The organism is Gymnodinialimonas sp. (assembly GCF_059726805.1).
The window spans coordinates 2,664,295-2,686,013 of record NZ_AP041059.1 but is presented as its reverse complement, the minus strand read 5'-3'; the positions used below and the strand labels follow the sequence as shown (position 1 = coordinate 2,686,013).

Below are 21,719 nucleotides of genomic sequence, written 5' to 3'. Positions count from 1 at the left end.
CAAACCAATTCGACGCGAATGGCCGCGCCTGTGCTCAACGAAGCCGGATCGCGACGTTCTTGGTTTGCACGTAGTTCCATAGCGCCTCGCGGCCCTTTTCGCGGCCATAGCCGGATTTGCCGTAGCCGCCAAAGGGCGTCTCGACCCCGCCCGCGTACCATTCGTTGACGAAAACCTGCCCCGCGCGCAGCTGCCGTGCGGCCCTGGTGGCGCGGTCCAGGTCGCGGGTGAAGACGCCGCCGACCAACCCGTAAGGCGTGCCATTGGCGATCTGGAGGGCCTGTGCGTCGGTTGAGAATTTCAGGACCGATAGGACCGGGCCGAAGACCTCTTCATTGGCGATGGTCATGTCCGGCGTGACGTCCGCCAGAATAGTGGGCTCCAGAAACGCCCCGGGGATGTTCATCTTGCGGCCTCCGGTTGCGACGCGCGCGCCCTGCGCTTGGGCGGCGCTGACCATGCCCGCCGCGCGGTCGCGTTGCGCCTCGGACACCATCGCGCCCATGGTGGCGCCGAACGCGGGCTGCTCGATGCCGGGTTTCACGCTCAGTGACTGCGCGACGCCGACCATGCGGTCGACCAGCGCGTCATGGACGCTGTCGTGCACGATGACCCGGCTCATCGCCGAGCAGACCTGACCGGCGTTGAAATAGATGCCCCAGCGCACGTCGTTCTCGAAGGCGTCCAGATCGGCATCATCATGTACGATCGCCGCCGATTTGCCGCCCAACTCCAGCACGCAGGGCACCACGTTTTGCGCCGCGGCCGTGGCGATGGCGATGCCTGTTGGGACAGAGCCGGTGAATACGATCTGGTTCACGTGGGGATGCGCGGACAGCGCCGCACCGGCCTCTGCCCCAAGCCCGCAGAGGATGTTCACAGCACCCTTCGGTAGACCCACAGCCTCGGCGGCATGGGCGAACCAGGCGTTGCTGAGTGGGGTCAACTCGGGCGTTTTGATCACGCAGGCGTTGCCTGTGGCTAGGGCCGCCGACAAAGATCGCGCCGTCATTTCAACGGGATAGTTCCAAGGTATGATATGGGCCGAGACGCCGAAGGGCTCATAGGTGGTGAAGTCGAAGTAGTCTTTGCCCAGGGGGATGGAGCGGCCCTCCACGGTCTCGGCCTGATTGCCGTAGTACTCGAAATACCGCGCCGCGCCTTCAACCTCGATCCGCGCTTCCCAAAGGGGTTTGCCTTGCTCGCGGGTCAGAACCGGGGCGATCTCGTCGATATGATCCAGCAGGTAGCGCCCCATCGCCTGCACCATGCGGCCCCGTTCCACGGGCCGCAGATCCGACAGCGCGCCCGACAGATGCACGCGCCGCGCGGCCATCACGGCGCGGTCGACGTCTGCCGCATCGGCCAGCGCCTGTTCGGCCAGTTTCTCGCCGCTGCCGGGATCGATCACGTCGATCCGCCCCGCGCCGCCGTCGACCCAGGCGCCATCGATGTAGTTCTGCCAATAAGTCTGGAATTCAGCCATCAATCGCTTCCCGCATCCAGGCCTGCAGGTGCATCACCGGATGCTCGGAGTTCACGCCGCCGTTGGGGTCCACCACCAGCGGCCCGGGCCTATATCCTCGCGACCCGAGCCCGCGCTGCACGCTTTCGACCAGGTGAATGTCCTCTTCCACGGTAGTGGCACGGTCCTGCACCGCCAGCCGCCGCACCATGTCGTCATCGGCGCCGCCGACCGAATACCAACCGCGCCAGACCACCACGTGTTCCGCGTCCACCGCGCGCCAATGATAGGTGTTCAGCACATTGCCCGGATAGACCTGAAACGAGAACATTGGCCAAAGGAACCAGCTGGAATACTCGTGGCTGTGGGCGAAGCCGGAGTTGATGTCATAGGTCATCTGATCCAGCGCCTGACACTCCGTCGTGTGGCGCAGGCATTTGCCCTGGGGCTGGATGTCATAGGTCTCGGGCTTGACCACGCCGTTGGCGAATGTCGGGTGGTTCAGGGCGCAGTGATAGCATTCGGAGTAATTCTCGACGGAGACTTTCCAGTTGCAGTTCTCAGGGATGTCGACCCATTCCAACGGCTTCAACTCGGCCCAGTTCGGCACCCATTCTTCCAACTCCGCGCGGGCGCCGGGGAACCACTCCTCCATCGGGGCTGCGTCGGGGTCGAGGTTGACGAAAACGAAGCCCAGGAATTCTTCGGCGCGGACTTGCGTCAGGCAGACACTGGATTTGTCGAACCCGTCGACGGCCTTGATGTTCGGCCCCGCGCGCAGCTCTCCGGTCAACTCGTAGGTCCAGGCGTGGTAGGGGCAGACGACGACGCGGGTGGTGCCGGTGCCGCTGACCAATTGATGGGCGCGATGCTGGCAAACATTGTAGAAGACCCGGATCTGCCCGTCACGGCCCCGGATCGCGAAAAGGCTTTCGCCCGCGATCTCAAACGTGGCGTAGTCGCCGACCTGCGTCAGTTCGGAGGCGTGGCAGCCGAACTGCCAGGTCCGCGCCAGAAGGCCCTGGTTTTCCAGCTGGAAAACGGTCGGGTCGGTGTAGTAGCGCGCCGCGAGGGACCGGATTGGGCCTGTCATTCCTCCTCCGCGTGATAGAGCCCCAATTGATGGCGGCGTTTGTGAAAGGTCTCGACCCGTTCGACAATTTCGTCGCTGGAGACCGCGATGACGAAGGACAAAAGCGTCTCCAACAGCGCGATGGTGCTGACCGAGGATGGAAAGAACTGCGGCGTGTCGCAAGAGATCACGAAGCCATGGTCCGCCGCGCGGATGATCGGGCTGGCCGGACTGTCAGAGATCGCGACGATCCGCATGTTCTGCTCGCGCGCTCGTTGCACTGCCTCCACGACTTCTGCGCGATAGGGCTTGCAGGTGATGGCGACGAGAGTGTCGTCCGTGTCCGCCCAGGCCAGATCGTCAATCGCGTTCGATCCGGCGCGCGGGATGGCATGGAACCGCACCATCCCGGTGGAGGCCAGGTAGGTGAAGTTGCGCGCGCTGGAATTGTTCACGCCGACGCCGAGAGTAAACACATTGTCCGATGACCAGATCGCCTCTGCCGCGGCCTTCAGGTCATCGGCGGAAATGCTGGCAAAGGTCTCTTCGATATTGTTGAGCGCGCCCTGAACCATATCGGCGTAAAGCCCACCCAGATCGCCGGATTTGCGGATGTCCTGCAACCAACGCGCGCGGTCCGGGAAATCCGCGGCACCGCGCCGGATCGCATCGCGGAAGGGGGCGCGGAAATCGTCATAGCCCTCAAACCCCACCTGGCGCGCCATGCGCACCACGGTGTTCGGCTTCACATTTGCGGCCTCGGCAATCTCGCGCACGGTCGAGACACCCACATCGCGGGGGTTTTCCAACACGTAGGTCGCGGCCTTGCGGGCCTCTGGCGTCAGCTCTGCCAGCTCACCCGCCAGGCGTTCGAGAATCGTATTTGATACATATGTCCCATTCATGATTGACGATGGTATTTTTGTTTGATTAGCGTGTCGAGAGAAAATCGACTCGGAAAGGAACGCACTGGTGGCACCTGGATTTCCGACCCACGCCCGCGTTGTCATTGTTGGCGGCGGTGTCATGGGCGTAGGGCTCGCGTATCATCTGGCCCATGAGGGGTGGGGGGCGGACACCGTCCTTCTGGAAAAAGCCGAGCTAACCAGCGGTTCCACCTGGCATGCAGCAGGGCAGATCACCCATTCGACCAGCAGCTTTGGCCTTGGCAAATGCGTCGACTACAACATCGGGCTCTATTCCGGCGCGTTGGAGGCCGAGACGGGCCAAGCCGTGACATGGCACGGGTGCGGGTCGTTCCGTCTGGCTTACACTGAGGATGAGATGGACTGGCTGCGCCACACGCTGTCGGTTGGCCGCTCGCTTAGGTTCAATATCGAGCTTGTGGGGCCAGATCGCGTGGCCGAGCTACATCCGTTCTACAACCTCGACGGGGTGCGCGGCGCGCTGCACACCCCCGATGACGGGCACGTCGATCCGACCAACGTCACGATGGCAATGGCGGCAGGCGCACGGGCGAAGGGTGTGCGGATCATCCGGCAGTGTCGCGCCACGAACATCACACAGCTGCCATCGGGTGAGTGGCAGGTGGAGACGGATAAGGGCACGCTCACCTGCGAACATGTCGTGAATGCGGGCGGCACCTATGCGCGGCAGATGGGCGAATGGTCCGGCCTGCAACTGCCGATGACCTCGATGACGCATCATTATTTCGTCACCGACGAGGTGCCCGAGTTCCGCGATCTGGACACAGAACTGCCGGTGATCCGCGATGACAAGAAGGTCTCGGGCTACATCCGGATGGAGCAGAAGAAGGGCCTGATCGGGATCTACGAGAAGGAGAACCCAAACTCAGTCTGGCACGATCATTGCCCTTGGGAGTATGAGAACTGGCTGTTTGAAGCCGACTACGATCGGGTGATGCCGTACCTTGAGGAAAGCCTGAACCGCATGCCGATCTTTGCGGAGTTGGGCATCACCCGCGATGTCCACGGCGCAATCTCGCACCCGCCCGATGGCAACCCGCTGATCGGCCCAGCGCCGGGCGTGCGCAACTACTGGTGTTGTTGCGGCACGCAGATCGGCATCGGATGGGGCCCCGGCCTGACCCGCGAACTGGCGCGCTGGATGGTGCATGGGGCGGCGGATATCTCGATGCGCGAATACGACCCGCGCCGCTTCGGCAGCTACGCTACGAAGGACTGGCAGGTGGTCAAGGCGGAAGAGGACTACTGCCTGCGCCACGAGATCCCATTCCCGCATTTCAACCGGCTGGCTGGCCGGCCGATCAAGCCTTCTCCGCTGTACGATCTGCTGAAGGACAAAGGCGCGGTACATGAAGAGGTGTACGGCTTCGAGCGCCCGCGTTTCTTTGCGAAGGGCATCGAGCAGGAGGATCACTACTCGTTCAATCGTACGCCCGTGGATGACATCGTCGCTGCTGAGGTCAAAGCTGTGCGTGAAGCCGCCGGGATCATGGACGTGACCGCCTTCACCAAAGTGCTGGTTGAGGGGCCGGAGGCTGAGGCATTTCTCGATCGCTTGGTGGCCAATAAGCTTCCCACGAAACAAGGCGGTATAGCACTGACACACATGCTGAACCGACGGGGTCGGATTGAGCTTGAGACCACCGTTGTTCGTATGAGCGGCGGTGCCGCCGGGCAAGCCAGCTTCTATCTGGTGTGCGCCGCGTTCTTTGAGCAACGCCTTTTGGACCATCTTGCGCAGCACCGCGATGGCGCAGACGTCACCATCACCGCACTTTCCGCCGAATGGTCCGCGCTGTCGCTCAACGGCCCGCGCAGCCGGGACATCCTTGCCGCCTGCACCGACGCCCCGCTCGACAACCAGAGCTTTCGCTGGCTCTCGGCGCAGCAAATCACCGTTGCGGGGCACGAGCTCTGGGCCTTCCGGATGTCTTACGCCGGTGAGTTGGGGTGGGAGTTCCACATGCAAAACGCCGCCTGTCTGGATGTCTACAATGCCCTTTGGGCCGCCGGGGAACGCCACGGCATCGCCGACTATGGGTCCTTCGCGATGAACGCGATGCGCATGGAGAAGGGTTTCAAAGGCGCAGGCGAGCTGACCAATGAGGTGACGCTGGCCGAGGCCGACGTCCTGCGTTTCGCGCGCAGCGACAAGGAGTATCTGGGCCGCGATAAGACGCTCAACACGGACCTGCCATGGGTCTGCGCCTATCTGCAGATCGCGCCAGATGGCGTGGCCGACGGCCATGGCGGCGAGGCGGTCTTGTTGGACGGCAAGCTCATGGGCTCCACGGCTTCCGTGGCCTTCGGGCCAAGCGTCGGCAAGATCCTGGCCTTTGCCTACATCAAGCCCGAGGCCGCTGTGCCCGGAACCGCGCTTGAGGTCGTGATCCACGGCGCGCCTCGTGCGGCAAAGGTCTTGGGCGAGCCCGCCTATGATCCTGAAAGCCTCAAACCCAGAACAGATGTGATGGTGCCCGCATGAAAGCGCTGAAAACATCGCCTGCGCGCCCATCCGCCTTACCAAAGGCCAGCATCACCAAGGACCCGGGCAACGCTTTCGGTGACGCCCGATGAAGATCACTCGGATCACGGTCTACCATCTCGATCTGCCGCTAGAGCATCCCTATTGGCTGTCGGGCGGGCGGTTGAAGTTCGAGGTTCTGGACGCCACGCTGGTCAAGATCGAGACCGACGCCGAGGTGACGGGATGGGGCGAGGGCACGCCCTGGGGCCACACCTATGTGCCCGCCCACGGGCCGGGTATTCGTGCCGGAATTGAGACGATGGCGCCATTCCTCATCGGGTTGGACCCTCGAAAAGTGTTGGACGTCGAGCGCGCCATGGATCTGGCCTTGCCGGGGCACCTCTATGCGAAAGCGCCGATTGATATGGCGTGTTGGGACATCGCGGGGCAGGGGGCGGGGCTGCCGATTGCCGATCTTATGGGGGGCGGGTCCCGTACCCCTCGGCCCATCGCGTCGTCGGTCGGCGCCAAGACGGTCGAGGAAACACGTGACGTGATCGAGCGCTACCGCGCCCGGGGATACGTGGCCCATTCGGTGAAAATCGGGGGCGACGTTGCCCGCGACATTGCCCGCATTCGCGATGTCGAAAGCCTCCGGCGCGACGGAGAGATCGTGCTTTACGACGTAAACCGGGGCTGGACGCGGCAACAGGCCCTGCGCGTTATGTCAGCCACACAGGCGTTAGATGTGATGTTCGAGCAGCCCTGCGAGACGCTGGATGATATCGCTGCAATCGCATCCAAACACGCCGCCCCGATCAGCGTTGATGAAAGCCTGGTGACCTTGCAGGACGCGACGCGCATCGCGCGCGACGGGCTGGCGGAGGTCTTTGGCATCAAGTTGAACCGGGTCGGTGGGCTGACCAAGGCCGCCCGGATGCGCGACGTCGCACTTGCCCATGGCATCGACATGTTTGTCATGGCCACGGGCGGCACGGTTCTGGCGGATACTGAGGCGTTGCACCTCGCCGCAACCGTGCCCGATGCCAATTGCCTGGCGGTTTGGTCCTGCCAGGACATGATCACACGCGACATCGCCAAGGGTCGCGGCGCGCGCAACGTAGACGGGCACCTGCATTTGCCGGAAGGGCCGGGCCTGGGCGTACATCCGGACGAAGACCTTCTGAGCGATCCGGTGGCGGTCTACCGATGAAGGTCACTGCGATCACCCTTTGGTCCGTGGATCTGACTAGCCATGAGACCTACTACATGGCCGAGGGCAAAACCTGCGCCACGGTCAAGACCCACGTCCTGTGCCTGGAGACCGATATCGGCCTGAAGGGCTGGGGCGAGGTCTGCCCGATCCCGCATTACCTCCCAGCGTTTGCCGATGGCATTCCCAGTGCGATCACGGAAATGGCCCCAGAAATCATTGGGATATCGCCGTTTGGTGTCGATGCGCCGATGCGCAAGGTTGATGGTTTTCTGCTAGGGCACCTGCACGTCAAATCCCTTGTGGACATGGCTTTGTGGGACCTCTTCGGCCAGGCCACCAACCAGCCGCTCTATGCGCTTTTAGGCGGCCGCACGCGGGCCGATATGCCGCTTTACCACTCGATCACCTGCATCGATCCCGACGAGATGGCCCGGATCGCGCGCGAGGCCTACGCAACAGGTATTCGACAGTTTCAGGCCAAGCTGGGGGCTGACGCGAATTGGGAAGCGGACGCGGAGCGGTTGATCAAAGTCCGCGAAGCTGTGGGGGCGGGGCCGCTCGTTTATGGCGACTGGAACTGTGGCGCCACCAAGTTGCACGCCACCAGAACCGGCCGTGCCGTCCGGCATCTTGATGTCATGCTGGAACAGCCCTGCAAGACGCTGGAAGACTGTGCCGCGGTGCGCCAAGCCACAGGTCTGCCGATGAAACTGGACGAATGCGCCCATGATCTGGCGACTTTGCTGCGGGCGCAGGAGTTGGGCTGCCTTGATGCCGTCGCTTTGAAATTGTCGAAGTTCGGCGGGCTTTCCGCGATGCGCCGCGCCCGCGATCTGACGGTGCATTTGGGCGCAGAGATCTGCGCCGAATGCACCTGGGGCTCTGACATCGTGACGGCGGCCTCCTTGCATTTTGCAGCCTCCACGCCCCAAGGCGCGCTGCTCAACACCTGCGATCTGTCGTCCTATGTCTCCCCCAGGCTCTGCCCCTCTGCCCCGGTGCGGGCCGAGGGTCGCATTGCGCCGCCGGAAGGACCGGGCCTGGGGATCACGCCCGATCTGGATGTCCTTGGCCCCCCCATTCTGGAGCTGACTTGAGAAATGCAAAAACTGACGACACAAGCGGAATGGATCGCCCGCGCGCAAGAGGTGCTGCCAGCCGGGGGCTTCGGCAATTTCGACCCCGGCATTGTCATCGCCCGGGGACAGGGCAGCCGGGTCTGGGATGAGGATGGCAGGGAGTATGTCGACTATCTGATCGGCTCTGGCCCAATGCTTCTGGGCCATGGCCACCCGGAAGTGATGGAGGCCGTGCTGGAACAGCTGTCCCTCGGCATGACGTTTTTTGCCAATAACGCCAAAGGGATCGAGCTGGCGGAAGCAATTGTCGATGCGGTGCCCTGTTGCGAGCAAGTGCGCTTTGTCGCCTCGGGCGGCGAGGCCGACATGTACGCGATCCGTCTGGCCCGCGCCTATACGGGCCGCGACAAGATCCTGAAGTTCGAGGGCGGCTACCATGGCATGAGCGCGGAGGCCCAGATGAGCCTCGCGCCTGAGCGCCACGTGAATTTCCCCCAAGCCGTCCCCGACAGCGCCGGCATCCCGCAGGGCGTTGCCGATCAAATGCTGATCGCGCCCTATAACGACCTTGCTGCCGTGGAGGCCTTGCTGGCCGAGCATGACGACGTCGCCGCCATCATTGCCGAGCCGCTCCAACGCATCATCGCGGCAGAGCCAGGGTTTCTGCAAGGCCTGCGCGATTTGTGTGACAAGCACCATGTCCTGTTGATTTTTGATGAGATCGTGACCGGCTTTCGCCTCGCTTACGGCGGCGCACAGGAACGCTACGGGGTGACGCCGGACATTTGCACCTTGGGAAAGATCATCGGCGGTGGGTTTCCCTTGGCTGCCTTGGGCGCCAGTGCAGAGATCATGCAGCATTTCGACAAGGCGCGCGTCGGGGCGGACAAATGGCTCATGCAACTGGGCACGCTCTCGGGCAACCCGGTGGCCGCCGCCGCAGGGCTCAAGACCATGGAGGTTCTGCGCCGGGACGGGGCCTATGATCACCTCAGGGAAATCGGACGCCGCTTGCAGCAGATGCAAAGTGACGCGCTAAGCACGGCAAGCATCCCGCATCAGATCTGCGGGGATGAGACGCTTTTCGACATCTTCTTCACCGCACAGCCCTGCCGCGATTTCCGCTCTGCCAGGCACGATGACCCGACGCGCAACGCCACCTACAACGCAGCCCTGCGCGCATGCGGCGTGTTCAAATCCCCCGGCAAGCTCTACCCGTCGCTGGCGATCACCGAGGCGGATCTGGAACTGACCCAAGCCGCGGTTGCCAAGGCCGTGCAGGACCTCTGAATGCCACTCGTCGCACGCGCGACGTGGGTCAAGCGCGGTAGGCAGGCAAGGGCGCGCGATCTTGCAGGGCGATCATCCGCCTGAGCATGACCTCGGTCAGCTCGGCGCGGATGTCTGCGGCGGCAGGATCGTCGTAGATGTTGTTCACCTCTTCAGGGTCGGCGCGCAGATCATAAAGCTCGTCCCAGCTTTCCCCCTGGCGCAAGGACATGCGGTGGGTGTCCGTGATCACTGTGCGCACCCGCTGCGGCCGGTCGAACCCGGTCATCAGCCTTTGGCTGTCTTCCTCGATGATCACCGCCTCGGGCGGCGGCGTGGAGAACAAGTCGCGCCCTTGAAGCCCGTTGAAAGGTTGAATGCCCGCGCGCGCAAGGATCGTGGCCGAAATGTCGATGCTGGACCCAAGGCCTGCGTTCATTGCCCCATCAGTGGGTTGCGTTGGGTCATGCCAGATGAAGGGCACGCGGGTCATGCCCTGATAATGCAACAGCAGCTTCAGCATTAGCCCATGGTCGCCCATGTAATCGCCATGGTCCGAGGTGAAGATGACGACGGTATTCTCGGCCAGTCCCAGCGCCTTAAGCCGCGCCAGCACGCGACCCACCGCGTCGTCGATCATCGAAATCGAGCCATAGGTCAGCGCGATCATCGCGCGCGCTTCATCCTCGGTCACGGCAAACGGGCTCTGGTTGTCGCGCGGGTCCGTGCCGTTGGCCAGCGCCTCGCGCATGGCGCGGATGGGCGGCAGATCGCCTTTGCAGAAGGAGGGCGGCAACGGGATATCGGCGGGGTCGTACATGTCCCAGTAGTGCCCCGGCGGCGTGAAGGGATGATGGGGGTCGGGGAAAGACATCTGCAGGAAGAACGGCGCGTCCTCCTCGGCGCGTTCTACCAACCAGGCCTCGGACCGGTCGGCGACCCAGGTTGTGGAATACAGCTCCTCCGGCACCGCCGTGCGCCAGGCCTGGGGTGCGTTGTGGCGGTTGTCGGGCAGGGCGTTCTCGGGGCCGACGAGGGTTTCGAAGTCAGGCCGCTGCGCCTTGGCCCACAGCAAGTAGTCGCCACTGGCCTGATCCGCATGATCGGCAGCGACCTCAACATGGTCGAAGCCATAGAAATCACCCTCCAGCCGTTCAGAAAGAGGCTGGGTCCATTGCGGCACGACCTCCAGATCGTAATCAGTGGAGTGTCGGTCGTGCTTGTAGGCGTCGCGCAGACCCGCGCGCGGCGTGTGCAGGCCGGGGGTGGGCTCGTACTTGTTGGTCGCAGGCAGCCCGGTGAAGCTTTGCAGGTGGGATTTGCCGATCAGCCCCGTGGTATAGCCCGCGTCCTTGAGCAGTTCGACAAATGTCGTGTGGTCCTTCGACAGGGGAATGCCATTGTGCCGCGCCCCGTGGAGCGAGGGCATCCGCCCCGTCATGATCGAGGCGCGGTTGGGCATGCATATGGGAATGGCGACGTAAAACTTGTCCCACCGCGTGCCTTTGGCCGCGATGGCGTCGATATGCGGCGTCTGCACGATGGGGTTGCCGTAGCAGCCCAGATGATCGGCGCGGTGCTGATCGGTGATGATGAACAGGAAGTTCGGTCTTTTGGTCATATCACTCACTCCGCTCCGGCCACCGCGCGGGTGCCGCGCCGCATGTCCCAGGCGATCAACGCGAGCCCAAGGGCGATGGCGGGCAGGTGGACCACAATATCGGTGTAGAGTACCGCAAAGGCCGCGACGAAGCGCAAGATGACCTCGGGCCACGACAGCTTGCCCCGGTCAAAGGCCGACAGCGCCGAAGAGAACAGCCAGATGCAGAACACCGTGCGCGCGACGATCCAGACGAAGGTGACCGGGTCGAAGACTTCCACGATCAGGACGGTGGGGTAGAAGGCGAAGATGAACGGGATGATGAATTTCGCCATGCCCAGGCGGAACGACATGAACGCCGTCATCAGCGGGTTCGCCCCCGCGATGGGCGCCGCCGCATAGGCCGCGATCGCCACGGGCGGCGTCAGCGACGAGGCCACGCCGTAGTAGAAGACGAACATATGCGCCGTCAGGATCGATACGCCAAGCGCCTGGATCGCGGGGCCCATGACCAGGATGATGATCAGGTAGGCGGGCAGGGTGGGCATGCCCATGCCAAGGATCAGCGCGCCGATCATCGCCACCAGAAGGGCGGAGAACAGGCTTTCGCCCCGGATTTCCGAGATCAAGCTGGCCAGTTTCAGGCCCAGACCCGTGGAATCGAGTGACGCGACGAGGACACCGATGGTGGCCAAGGCGATCAGCAGCGTCGCACCGGACTCGCAGCCACTGATGAACGACTTCCAAACGCGGCCCGGGTTGCGCCGAACCTCTGGGTTGATCACAGACAGGACGACCAGGACGATGACGGCCCAGAACCCCGCGGTTGAGGTCGAAAGACCCCGGGCCAGCGCGAAAATCACGGTGGCAATGGGCCCGATGAAGAGGATCGAGTTAATCATATCCACACGGGTGATCTTGTCGTCGATGGAAAGCGGTTGCACCTCGATCCCCTGGCGCCGGGCCTCGACTGTGACGGCGCAGAACAGGCTGAAGTAGTAGAAGAGCGCGGGCACAAGGGCCGCGATGATGATGTTGAGGTAGCCGACGCCTGTCAGATCCGCCATCACCAGCGCCGCAGCCCCCATGATCGGCGGCATGATCTGCCCGCCGGACGAGGCCGTCGCCTCGATCCCGCCCGCGAAGGTGCGCGAGAAGCCGCGCTTGATGATCATCGGGATGGTGAACGTGCCGGTGCCCACAATATTGGCCACGGTGCTGCCCGACATCGTGCCAAACAACGAAGACGACAGGATCGCCGCATGGGCCGGGCCGCCCCGCGTGCGGCGGGTAGCGAGGAAGGCGAACTTTAGCAGGGTGTCGCCGGCGCCGGTGCCCTCCAGCAAGGCGCCGAAGATGATGAAGATGAACACGGTGGTCAGGACGATGTTCGACAGCGAACCGAAGACGCCCTTGTTGGTGTTGTACCACAGCGCGCCGACAACCTCGCGCATGTTGAAACCGGAATGCTCCAGAATGCCGGGCAGGTGCTGGCCGTAAAGCAGGTAGACCACGCCGAAGACGCCGACCCCGAAGACACCGGGCCCCCACAGCCTGCGGCACAGCTCCAGAAACACGACGATCCCCGCCATGGCGGGCCAAACGTCGCCGTTGCGCACATCGTAAAGCGCTGTCTCCATCTGGTTTTGGACCGAGTAAAACGCCCAGATCGACCAGAGCCCCGCCACCAACAGCACGGCATCGATGCCCCAGGACACCACCGCGCGCGCGGGGCTTTGCGGGCCGCTTGCCAGCGCCTTCCGGCGCGCCACGGCGAGGGCCGCGATCAGCGCCAGCGCGAAACCTCCGGCACGGTGCAATTTCGGGTCCAGCAGGCCGATGCCCGAGATGTAGATGGTAATCGCCCCAAGGGCCGCCGCCGCCAAGATCCCGGCTATGGCCAGGGCGCGCGCGGGGAGAGGCGCAGGAACTGCGGTATCTGTCATCGGAACCATCCCGGCAATGAAAAGGGGGACCGGGCCGCGCGCGGTAGGGCGCGGCCCGAAAGGATCAGCGGATCAGTTTGCCGGACGCAGCGCGTCGGGGATGTCGAACCCGGCTTCCTCGTAGTAGCGCAAGGCGCCCGGATGCAGCGGTACGTTGATCGAGGTGAACGCACTCTCCGGCGTCACGGCCTGCAGGAAGAACGCGGTGGCCTGGACCTGTTCGATGTTCTCCCAGAACGCGCGCGTCACTTGGTAGACCAGCTCTTCGTCCACGCCTGCGTGGGTGCCCACGAACTGCGAGAACGCAAGCCCGGTGATTTCACCCTCGGTCAGCTGCCCGTCATAAAGGCTGCCGTCAAAGCTGCCCGAGCCACGACCAGGGCCGCCAACAAGCTCTTGCATGGCCTCGGTGCCCATCGCCTCTTCGGGGATGGAGAGGATACGGAACTCGCCCGAGAGGCCGAACTGCTCGATATTGGCCGACCCGATTTCAGCCGGGCGCACCATCATGTCGATCCGCCCATCGGCCAGCGCCGCATAGCCTTCGCCCCAGGACAGGCGGACGGCCTCATAGTCTTCGCCCGGCTCAAACCCGGTGATGTTGCGGATAAGCGCCTCGGACGTGCGCGAGGCGGAGCCTGACGGCGGGCCAGTGAACACGGTCATGCCCGCGATGTCGTCCCAATCCTCAATGCCGGAGCCCGCGAGCGTCACCGGATGGTAGATGCCGGCCTGGAATCCGAGGATCGAGCGCATGTTGGCCGCCGCCTCTGGCGCGTCCTCGATGGGTTCATACATGGCGCGGTTGTTGGCCATCAGGCCCACAAGCGACGGCACGCCCGAGAAAAACTCGATCTCGCTGCGTCCGCCCCGCAGCATCGACTGCGTCAGGGTCTGGCCCGCGTTGACCTGGATCTGAATGTCGGCGGTTTCGGCCTGCGTCGCGAAGGCCACGAACATCGTATAGACCGGATCGCCGACGCCTGCCGTTTCCCCGCGATAAATCTGCGCGCTCGCGCCGCTTGCCAAGGACGCGCCAAGTACGGCCGCCGTGGCAATGGCGCGGGTGAAGGTGGATAGAGTGACCATAGTTTCCTCCCAAAAAACATGTCGAGACGACCGTAGCAGTTTCATTCCTTCGAAAAAAATTCGATAAACGGGACGACTCATAGGAATTTGGTATGAAAACTGATCCCCGCCATCTGGTCCAACTGTCGATGATTGTCGAGGCAGGGTCGTTTCAGACCGCCGCAGACCGGCTGGGGATGACCCAGCCCTCGCTCAGCCGAAACATCAAGCTGCTGGAAAGCCGGATCGGGGCGCGGCTTTTTGATCGCAGCACGCGCCGAGCGGTGCCGACGGCGCTTGGTCTTCGGTTGGCGCAGCACGGGCTGACGATCCGCGTTGCCGAGGAACAGGCAGCCGCCTATTCCTATCTGGCCGCGACCGGCACCGCAGGGGAGCTGAAAGTCGGCGGCACGCCGATCATTGCCGACCACTTCCTGTCCCACCGCGTCGCACGCTTCGTGCGCGACAACCCGGAGGCTCACATCGAGTTGCGGGTCGGCCTGGTGCATGAGTTGCGCACTATGCTGGAGCGCGGGCAGATCGACCTTGTCGTCGGCCCCCAGAACCTGGCCGAACGGGTGTCCGAGTTGTCGTTCGAGCCGCTGATCGAAGAGCGTATCGGCATCATCTGCCGCCGGGATCATCCGCTGCTGGCCCTCGACCAGATCGGCGCGCGTGAATTGGAGCGCCAACACTGGATCGCCCATTCGCGCGGCAGCACCCTGCGCTCACAGACCGAGGGCGCGCTTGTCGCCATGGGGCTGGAGAAGATCCACATAGCCGTCGAGACGGACTCCATCCGCTCCGTTCTGGAGATTGTCGAGACAACGGACCTGATCTCTACCATGCCGAGAGAGTCCACGCGCGGCCTTCTGCGCGACAAACTGACCTTCCTCGCGGCAGACCACGCGCAATTCTCAAGACCCATGGGCATTATCGAACGCACCAACGCCCCGCCCAACACGGTGAAAAGCAAGTTCATCGACCTATTGCAGGAAAGCTAGGGGGGTGGTGGGGACTTCGATGCTGACAGAGGGTCATGGCACGTCGCCTTCGTCCGGCATTGAGCGACCTCATTGATGTAGAACACGTCACAACCGTCACCTGCGAAGGGCTAGACCATCCTAAGCGCTGTGAAGTATGCCTGCGCCATGGCCGCGAAGAACGTGTCGCGGACCCATGGAGAGCCAGGAATGCCCAACACCGCCGCCGCGACCTCCGCGCGCTTGTCTGTCGCGCCTATGATGGATTGGACCGACCGTCACTGTCGGTTTTTCCACCGTCTGATGTCGCACCGCGCGTTGCTTTATACGGAGATGGTCACCTCCGCCGCCGTGATTAACGGCGACCGGGCGCGGTTGCTGGCGTTTGATCCGTCCGAGCATCCGGTGGCGTTGCAGCTTGGCGGATCGGACCCGGCGGAACTGGCGCAGGCGGTGCGGATCGTGCGGGGGTACGGCTATGACGAGATCAACCTGAACGTCGGCTGTCCCTCAGACCGGGTACAGTCGGGGTGTTTTGGCGCGGTTTTGATGCGTCAGCCCGCGCTTGTGGCCGATTGTGTGCGTGCCATGCAGGACGAAAGCGATGTTGAGGTCACGGTGAAATGCCGCATCGGCGTCGATGAACAGGATCCCCGCGCGGCGCTGCCGGCCTTCCTGGAGGCCATCGCCGGGGCAGGGGTGGCGCGCGTGACGATACACGCGCGCAAGGCCTGGCTTGAGGGGCTGAGCCCGAAGCAGAACCGTGACGTGCCGCCGCTGGACTACGATTTGGTCCACGCGATGAAACGGGTCTTCCCGCAGCTTCATATCTCGATCAACGGCGGCATCACCTCGCTGGACGAGGCCCAGCACCATCTGGACGCGGGCCTGGACGGCGTGATGATCGGGCGCGCGGCCTATCACACCCCCGCTGAAATCCTGTTGCACGCCGACCAGCGCATTTTTGGCGCGGATCATCCCGCCCGTACCGCCGAGCAGGTGGCCCTGGACATGCTGCCCTACATCGAGGCGCATCTGCAAAACGGCGGTCGCCTCAACCAGATCACCCGTCATATCCTCGGTCTTTTCGCCGGGCGCCCCGGCGCGCGCGGCTGGAAGCGCATTCTGTCGGAGGGGGCGCATCGCGACGGGGCAGGGCCCGAGTTGGTCGAGCGCGCCTTGCAAGAGGTAATCACGCGGGCGGCCTAAACGGATTTGACCTGGCTGCAGACTGGCGCATTTGAGATTGCGGGGGCGCTATGGGGCAGGTATACGGGCGCACATTGGATCCATAGCTCAGCTGGATAGAGTGTCGCCCTCCGAAGGCGAAGGTCGTAGGTTCGAATCCTACTGGGTCCGCCATTCTGCTTTCTTTTTTCCGCTACCGCCCTTCGGGCTACTTGAGCGGGGTCTTTTTTCCGCTACCGCCCTTCGGGCTACTTGAGCGGGGTCTTTTTTGCGCTACCGCCTGCGGCTACTTGAGCGGAGTCTTTTATGCTCTACCGCCCGTCAGGCTACTTGAGCGCGGGGTTGTGTGCTCTTGCGTCGTACGATGTGGCGACGGAAAGACTGGGTGATGCGCATCCTGTTGCCAGAGCGCGCGTCTTCGCCCGGCCACGCAGGTCCTGTTCCACCCAACGCCCCACAGCTCCCCTGTTGACGCACCGTCAAATGAACCCCTTGATCCACGGCGGTTTTTCGCTCACGCTCTTGTCATGGGACAGCGGGAGGCCCTTCCTGCTTGGCTCGATTTCCTCTTCGTCTTCCGTATCCTCGGGGGGCTAGATCGAACTAAGGACTGTTTTTGATTTCGCGTTTTGGGCTGGTTTATCTAGCCATCTTCATTGCTATTCCCGGCCTGTTGACCTTTGCGTCCGCGGGCCACGAGACGGCACCCAATCTGGCAGCTCTATTGGCGGGAACGATCGCGTTCTCGCTGATGACGGCCAACGTCGTGCTCGCGACGCGCCTGCGCGTTCTGGAGCAGTGGATTGGCGGGCTCGACCGGGTCTACGAGGTCCACAAATGGACGGGCGCGTTGGTTCTGGGTCTGATCGTGGCGCACACGCAGATCGGGTTTGAGCAGATCGAAGGCGTGCTGCCGCCGGGCTCGCTCAGTGAAACGGCGGTCGAAGTGGGCGAACTGGCGCTTTATCCCTTCATTGCGCTGCTCCTTTTGTCGCTGATCAAACGCATCCCGAAAGTGCCGTTCGAGATCCCCTATAACATCTGGCGCTGGTCCCATCGCCTGATCGGGGTGATCTTCATGATGCTGGCGTTTCACCAATTGTTCGTGAAGGTGCCCTTTGGCCCGTCAGACCTGATCTCGCAATGGATGATCGCGATGGCGGCGGTCGGACTTCTTGCGCTGATCTGGACCTGGATCCAGAACCCGCTGCGCACCCGCGGCTTCACGGTGAGCGAGGTGGAACAGCTTCCGGGCGCCACCCGTGTCTTGGCCACGCCGACTGGGCGGGGCCTTCGGGTCAAGCCGGGGCAATTCGCGTTCTTTGCGGCCAAGAAATCCGGCCTGCGGGAACCGCATCCCTTCACCGTCTCGGGCACGGGTGAGGGGGGGACAATCGAGTTCTCGATCCGCCCCCTTGGGGATTTCACGCGCAGGCTGCGCGACAAGCTTGCGGTGGGCGATAAGCTCAGCATTCAAGGCGGCTACGGCACGTTTCGACCCCAGGACGCGCGCATGCCGCAATTGTGGGTCGCAGGCGGCATCGGCATCACGCCGTTCCTGGCCGCGGCCGAGGCGCTTGCCCCCGATATGGAGGGCGAGATCACCCTGATCCACGCCGTCCCCAGCCAATCCGCCGCCGTGGGCGCGGATCGCCTGCGGGACGTCGAACGCCGCGTGCCGGGGTTCAGCTATCATCTCCATGCCAGCGACACGGCCTCTCGCCTGACGGGCGCCATTGTTCTGGATCATCTGCCGTTTGACCTGTCCCAAGCGGACATGTGGTTTTGCGGCCCCGCCCCCCTGCGAAAAGCCTTGCAGAGCCAATTCAAAGCGGCCGGAAAATCTCCGCGTCGTATCCATTTTGAGCGTTTTGAATTCCGATAATTCAAATTCCCAGATATACAACCCTAACGGGAGTCATTCATGTTTAAATCAGCCGCCGCCAAAATCACCCTCACCGTCGCCCTCATGGTGGGCCTCTCTGGGCCCCTTGTGGCGCAGGACTTATTCCCAGACGGCACCCTGTCCGATTACACCCCCGACGTCGCGAATGGAGAGCTGGTGTTCAACGCCGCAGGCTGCGGGTCCTGCCACGCCATCGATGGCGATGACCGCATTCTGGCGGGCGGCATGGACTTCCTGATTGGCCGCGTCGGCACGCTATATGCCCCCAACATCACCGCCCACCCGACGGCGGGCATCGGCAATTGGTCGCGGTCTGACTTCCTCAATGCCGTGCTGCGCGGTGTGTCGCCCGAGGGCGAGACCTATCTGGGCGCCGTCTTCCCGTTCCCGGCCTACGCGCGGATGGACCCGGAAGACGCGGTCGATCTGCAAGCCTACCTCGCCACTTTGCCCCAAAGCGACGCGCCGTCGCGTGAGCATGCGGTGAACTTTCTGGGCGACGCCTATCTCAGCCTCTTTTCCCGCGACCAGCCCGGCCTGATGGGCCATGCTAACCCGCAGTTGGAGCGGGGCGAATACCTGGTGGAGGCGCTCGGAAATTGCGCGGGCTGCCATACCCCGCGCGAAGGGCGTCTGTCGGAGCGGCTGAACCACGACGATGCCTTCGCGGGCCAATCCACGATGATCGGTGAATACGCAGGCGCAATCAACGCCGAGCGTTTGGCGCTTTATACTCCCGAGGCCTTCGTGAATGGCGCCATGGCCGAGGGGATGCGCCTGGACGGCCTGCCGATGACCAGCGCCACCATGCGCCGCGTGGCGCGCGCAACCGGGGGCCTGTCCCATGACGATCGCGTCGCGATCTATGCCTATCTGATGGGCGAGCCTGTCGATCCGGCATCGGTGCAACAGATTGATAACGCGGCGGAAACCCTGGTGGTTGAAGTCGTACAAGAGGTTCAGCAAGCCGCGCCCGAGGTGATGGACCAGACCGGTGCCACATCTTTGATGGGGCGTATCGACGCGTTCTGCGCCGTCCCCGACGCGGTGACACCTGCCGCAGTCGTCGCTCCCACAGCCTCCGCCCCCGTTGGCGTTGCGCCCGAGATTGAGGCCGCGGCCAGCGCCGTTCTCGATGAGCATTGCCGCAGCTGCCATGGCCCCGGCATGACCTACCAGCGCAGCTTCCTGACCGGACCCATGGCGCAACTAGCGCGTGACCCGGCGGCGGTTGTGCCCGGGGATCACCAAGCCTCGCTCCTCTATGAAACCATCGCGTCCAACCGGATGCCCACGCCCAACCGTCCGCGCCTGCAACCGGCGGAACTGCAAGCGCTGGTCACCTGGATTGATGCGCTGGCCCCGGCCTCGGAAGCGGCACCTGTCGCCGCCCCCGTCGCGACCGAGGCCGCCGCACGCCCCGAACTGCCCGAGTTTGTCGGCGGATCCTTCGCGGAAATCGTCGGTGCGACGGTCGCAGACCTGGGCGCCGTCGAGGAACAGGACCGCCAGCACATCCGCTACTTCAGCTTCGCGCACCTGCCGCTGCCCGATGTCGATTGCACCCAGGAAGGCGCGCTGCGCAATCCGATGCATTACTTCCACGCGGGCCTGAACAAGTTCATCAACTCCGTCTCACGCGCGCCCACCATCCAGCAGGTTGTCCCAGTTGCGGGCACCGACGGCGCGCTGGTGCGCATCGACCTGCGGGACTTTGGCTGGACCGCCGACGATTGGCGCGCGCTGACCGAGCGGGTCCATACCCAGGGCGCGGTGGAGGCCGGTTTCACCGCCGCCGCCTGGGACGAACTGGCCCCGGCCTATCCCTATGCCGTCTCGCCCACCTCTGACCCGATGTTGGGCGTGATCGCCAACTACGTGGGCTCTGCCGTGCCGATCCTGCAGGCCGATTGGTTCACCCGCCACGCGTCCGAACAGCCGTATTACGACATGCTCCTGCGTCTGCCCGACAATATCGCCGTGCTGGAAGCGCGCATGGGCATCGACGTCTACCGGGAAATCCGAGAGATGCGCCTGATCCGCGCCGGGTTCCTCGCCGCATCCTCCGGCGTGTCGGACCACAACCGCATGCTGGAGCGCTTCGACCTGCCGCGCGGCGGCTACTACTGGCGCTCGTATGACTTTGCGGGATCTGACGGGATCCAGTCGCTGATCCTGCACCCCGACGGCCCGGCCGAGATGGGGGCCACCGTCTCGGGCACGGAATCGTTTGAGCATGACGGTGGCGAAATGATCTTCTCGCTCCCGAATGGGATGCAGGGCTATTACCTGTCAGAAGCTGATGGTCGCCGCCTGGCCGAAGGCCCAACCTCCATCGTGTCGTTCCGGGAACGGCCCATCGGGCGCGGGATCGAGATCGTCAACGCGCGCTCGTGTTTTGCCTGCCACGACAATGGCATGATCGCTCGGCGCGACGAGATCCGGTCCTTCATCCAAACCGCGCCGAACTTCGATATTCGCCAACGCGATGTGCTTCTGCGCATGTACCCCGAGCAATCGGTGCTGGACGAGTATTTTCGCCGTGACACGGAAGCCTTCGTTGCCGCGCTCAGCCAGATGAATGCCACCGTGCTGACGGTGGCGGGCCGCGAAGCCTCCATCCTCGCGCCCGACGGCAGTGGCGAAATCGTCACTTGGCTGGCCGATTTCCGGTTCCGCAGGCTCGACATCACCGACCTGGCGCAGCGCTTCTATCTGTCGGAGGACGAGTTCCGCCTGCGTGCCCGTCAGATCGCCGACCCGCACCTGGCGCAGCTCGTCTCAGGCTGGTTGCAGCGCTTTGACCAGGGGCTTCTGGTGACCCAGGATGAGGTCGACGCCCATTGGGCCGATCTGCTTCCGCGCATGACGCTTCTGGATGCGCTGGATTACCATCCCGGTGTGGTCAACTATCAGGTCGCAGGCGGTGCCTATGAGACCGCCGCCGTCGCCGCGATTGAGACCGCAGTGGTGGCCGATGCGGACGCCTACGCGCCCCGCGTCGACGTGCCCGCCTATGTCGCGCCCGTCACCCACGCCGACCCGCTGGAAATCACGCTGCACGTGCCGCGCCAGCAGGTCTATGTGGATGATTTGCTGACCTTCGAGGTCTCGACCAACCGCGCCTGCATCCTCCAGATCATCTATGTGGAGATCAACGATGCCATCGTGGAGCTGCCGCAATCGGTCATCGGAGCAGAGCTGATCCAACCGGGTGAGCGGCGGTTGATCCCGCAGGCGGCCTCGGGCCTTCAGTTGCGCTTTGACCGGCCCGGCGTGGGTGAGACGCTTCTGGCCTATTGTCGAGAGCCGTCCTCGGGCCAGCCTGCAATCGACGCGGGCCAGATGTACGCCGTGGCGCAGGAACGCTTCATGCCGCTGTTCCGGGGCCTGACGATCGAAGCCGCCAACCGCGTCGAAGACGACGCGGGCCGCAGCGCCTTTGCCAGCGTCACGATCGACGTTCTGGGGCACTAACATAAGGCCGGGGCGCTCTGCCGCGCCCCGGCATTC

Annotated in this window: 14 protein-coding genes and 1 tRNA gene; 9 read left to right on the top strand and 6 right to left on the bottom strand. The window is 63.7% G+C overall.

Translation table 11 applies throughout. The features are described from left to right. Positions 1 to 34: 34 nt before the first annotated feature. Genes AC6I9R_RS13035 through AC6I9R_RS13025 form a run of 3 tightly spaced genes read right to left on the bottom strand, consistent with a single transcriptional unit; the run spans position 35 to position 3,442 of the window. Entirely contained in the window at positions 35 to 1,486 is a 1,452-nt protein-coding gene (locus AC6I9R_RS13035; protein WP_461425996.1) for an aldehyde dehydrogenase family protein, read from the bottom strand. Then, on the bottom strand, positions 1,479 to 2,558 hold the full coding sequence (locus tag AC6I9R_RS13030; protein WP_461425995.1) for an aromatic ring-hydroxylating oxygenase subunit alpha: 1,080 nt from the start codon (positions 2,556 to 2,558) through the stop codon (positions 1,479 to 1,481). Before AC6I9R_RS13030 ends, AC6I9R_RS13035 begins: the two co-directional genes overlap by 8 nt. Next, positions 2,555 to 3,442 (bottom strand): MurR/RpiR family transcriptional regulator, encoded by an 888-nt coding sequence (locus tag AC6I9R_RS13025; RefSeq protein ID WP_461425994.1) that lies wholly within the window; start codon positions 3,440 to 3,442, stop codon positions 2,555 to 2,557. Before AC6I9R_RS13025 ends, AC6I9R_RS13030 begins: the two co-directional genes overlap by 4 nt. A 67-nt stretch (positions 3,443 to 3,509) precedes the next feature. Between AC6I9R_RS13025 and AC6I9R_RS13020 the strand changes: the two genes are divergently transcribed. From AC6I9R_RS13020 to AC6I9R_RS13005, 4 genes are all read left to right on the top strand, one after another. Beyond that, the gene (locus AC6I9R_RS13020; protein ID WP_461425993.1) at positions 3,510 to 5,969 is read left to right on the top strand and encodes an FAD-dependent oxidoreductase; all 2,460 of its coding nucleotides are present in this window, start codon (positions 3,510 to 3,512) and stop codon (positions 5,967 to 5,969) included. A gap of 88 nt (positions 5,970 to 6,057) precedes the next feature. Next, positions 6,058 to 7,164, top strand: a complete 1,107-nt coding sequence (locus tag AC6I9R_RS13015; RefSeq protein ID WP_461425992.1) for a mandelate racemase/muconate lactonizing enzyme family protein — start codon at positions 6,058 to 6,060, stop codon at positions 7,162 to 7,164. Then, positions 7,161 to 8,264 (top strand): mandelate racemase/muconate lactonizing enzyme family protein, encoded by a 1,104-nt coding sequence (locus AC6I9R_RS13010; RefSeq protein ID WP_461425991.1) that lies wholly within the window; start codon positions 7,161 to 7,163, stop codon positions 8,262 to 8,264. The genes AC6I9R_RS13015 and AC6I9R_RS13010 overlap by 4 nt, the downstream gene beginning before the upstream one ends. Before the next feature lie 3 nt (positions 8,265 to 8,267). Beyond that, complete coding sequence (locus tag AC6I9R_RS13005) at positions 8,268 to 9,536, top strand: aspartate aminotransferase family protein (RefSeq protein ID WP_461425990.1); 1,269 nt, start codon at positions 8,268 to 8,270, stop codon at positions 9,534 to 9,536. 28 nt (positions 9,537 to 9,564) lie between these two features. Here AC6I9R_RS13005 and AC6I9R_RS13000 read toward each other — a convergent pair whose 3' ends face one another. From AC6I9R_RS13000 to AC6I9R_RS12990, 3 genes are all read right to left on the bottom strand, one after another. Beyond that, complete coding sequence (locus AC6I9R_RS13000; RefSeq protein WP_461425989.1) at positions 9,565 to 11,136, bottom strand: sulfatase family protein; 1,572 nt, start codon at positions 11,134 to 11,136, stop codon at positions 9,565 to 9,567. A 5-nt stretch (positions 11,137 to 11,141) separates the two neighbouring features. Beyond that, on the bottom strand, positions 11,142 to 13,061 hold the full coding sequence (locus AC6I9R_RS12995; RefSeq protein WP_461425988.1) for a TRAP transporter permease: 1,920 nt from the start codon (positions 13,059 to 13,061) through the stop codon (positions 11,142 to 11,144). Between the two features lie 72 nt (positions 13,062 to 13,133). Then, the gene (locus tag AC6I9R_RS12990) at positions 13,134 to 14,150 is read right to left on the bottom strand and encodes a TAXI family TRAP transporter solute-binding subunit (protein ID WP_461425987.1); all 1,017 of its coding nucleotides are present in this window, start codon (positions 14,148 to 14,150) and stop codon (positions 13,134 to 13,136) included. Between the two features lie 92 nt (positions 14,151 to 14,242). On the opposite strand from AC6I9R_RS12990, the gene AC6I9R_RS12985 reads away from it, so the two are divergent. The 5 genes from AC6I9R_RS12985 to AC6I9R_RS12965 all read left to right on the top strand — a co-directional run bounded on the left by AC6I9R_RS12985 (position 14,243) and on the right by AC6I9R_RS12965 (position 21,683). After that, the gene (locus AC6I9R_RS12985) at positions 14,243 to 15,133 is read left to right on the top strand and encodes a LysR family transcriptional regulator (RefSeq protein WP_461425986.1); all 891 of its coding nucleotides are present in this window, start codon (positions 14,243 to 14,245) and stop codon (positions 15,131 to 15,133) included. A gap of 189 nt (positions 15,134 to 15,322) precedes the next feature. Continuing rightward, complete coding sequence (dusA, locus tag AC6I9R_RS12980) at positions 15,323 to 16,321, top strand: tRNA dihydrouridine(20/20a) synthase DusA (RefSeq protein WP_461426617.1); 999 nt, start codon at positions 15,323 to 15,325, stop codon at positions 16,319 to 16,321. Positions 16,322 to 16,397: 76 nt separating this feature from the next. Further along, positions 16,398 to 16,474: transfer RNA gene (locus AC6I9R_RS12975), tRNA-Arg, on the top strand. Positions 16,475 to 16,973: 499 nt separating this feature from the next. After that, on the top strand, positions 16,974 to 18,185 hold the full coding sequence (locus tag AC6I9R_RS12970; protein WP_461425985.1) for a ferredoxin reductase family protein: 1,212 nt from the start codon (positions 16,974 to 16,976) through the stop codon (positions 18,183 to 18,185). Positions 18,186 to 18,224: 39 nt separating this feature from the next. Next, the gene (locus tag AC6I9R_RS12965) at positions 18,225 to 21,683 is read left to right on the top strand and encodes a c-type cytochrome (protein WP_461425984.1); all 3,459 of its coding nucleotides are present in this window, start codon (positions 18,225 to 18,227) and stop codon (positions 21,681 to 21,683) included. The last annotated feature ends 36 nt before the right edge of the window (positions 21,684 to 21,719 follow it).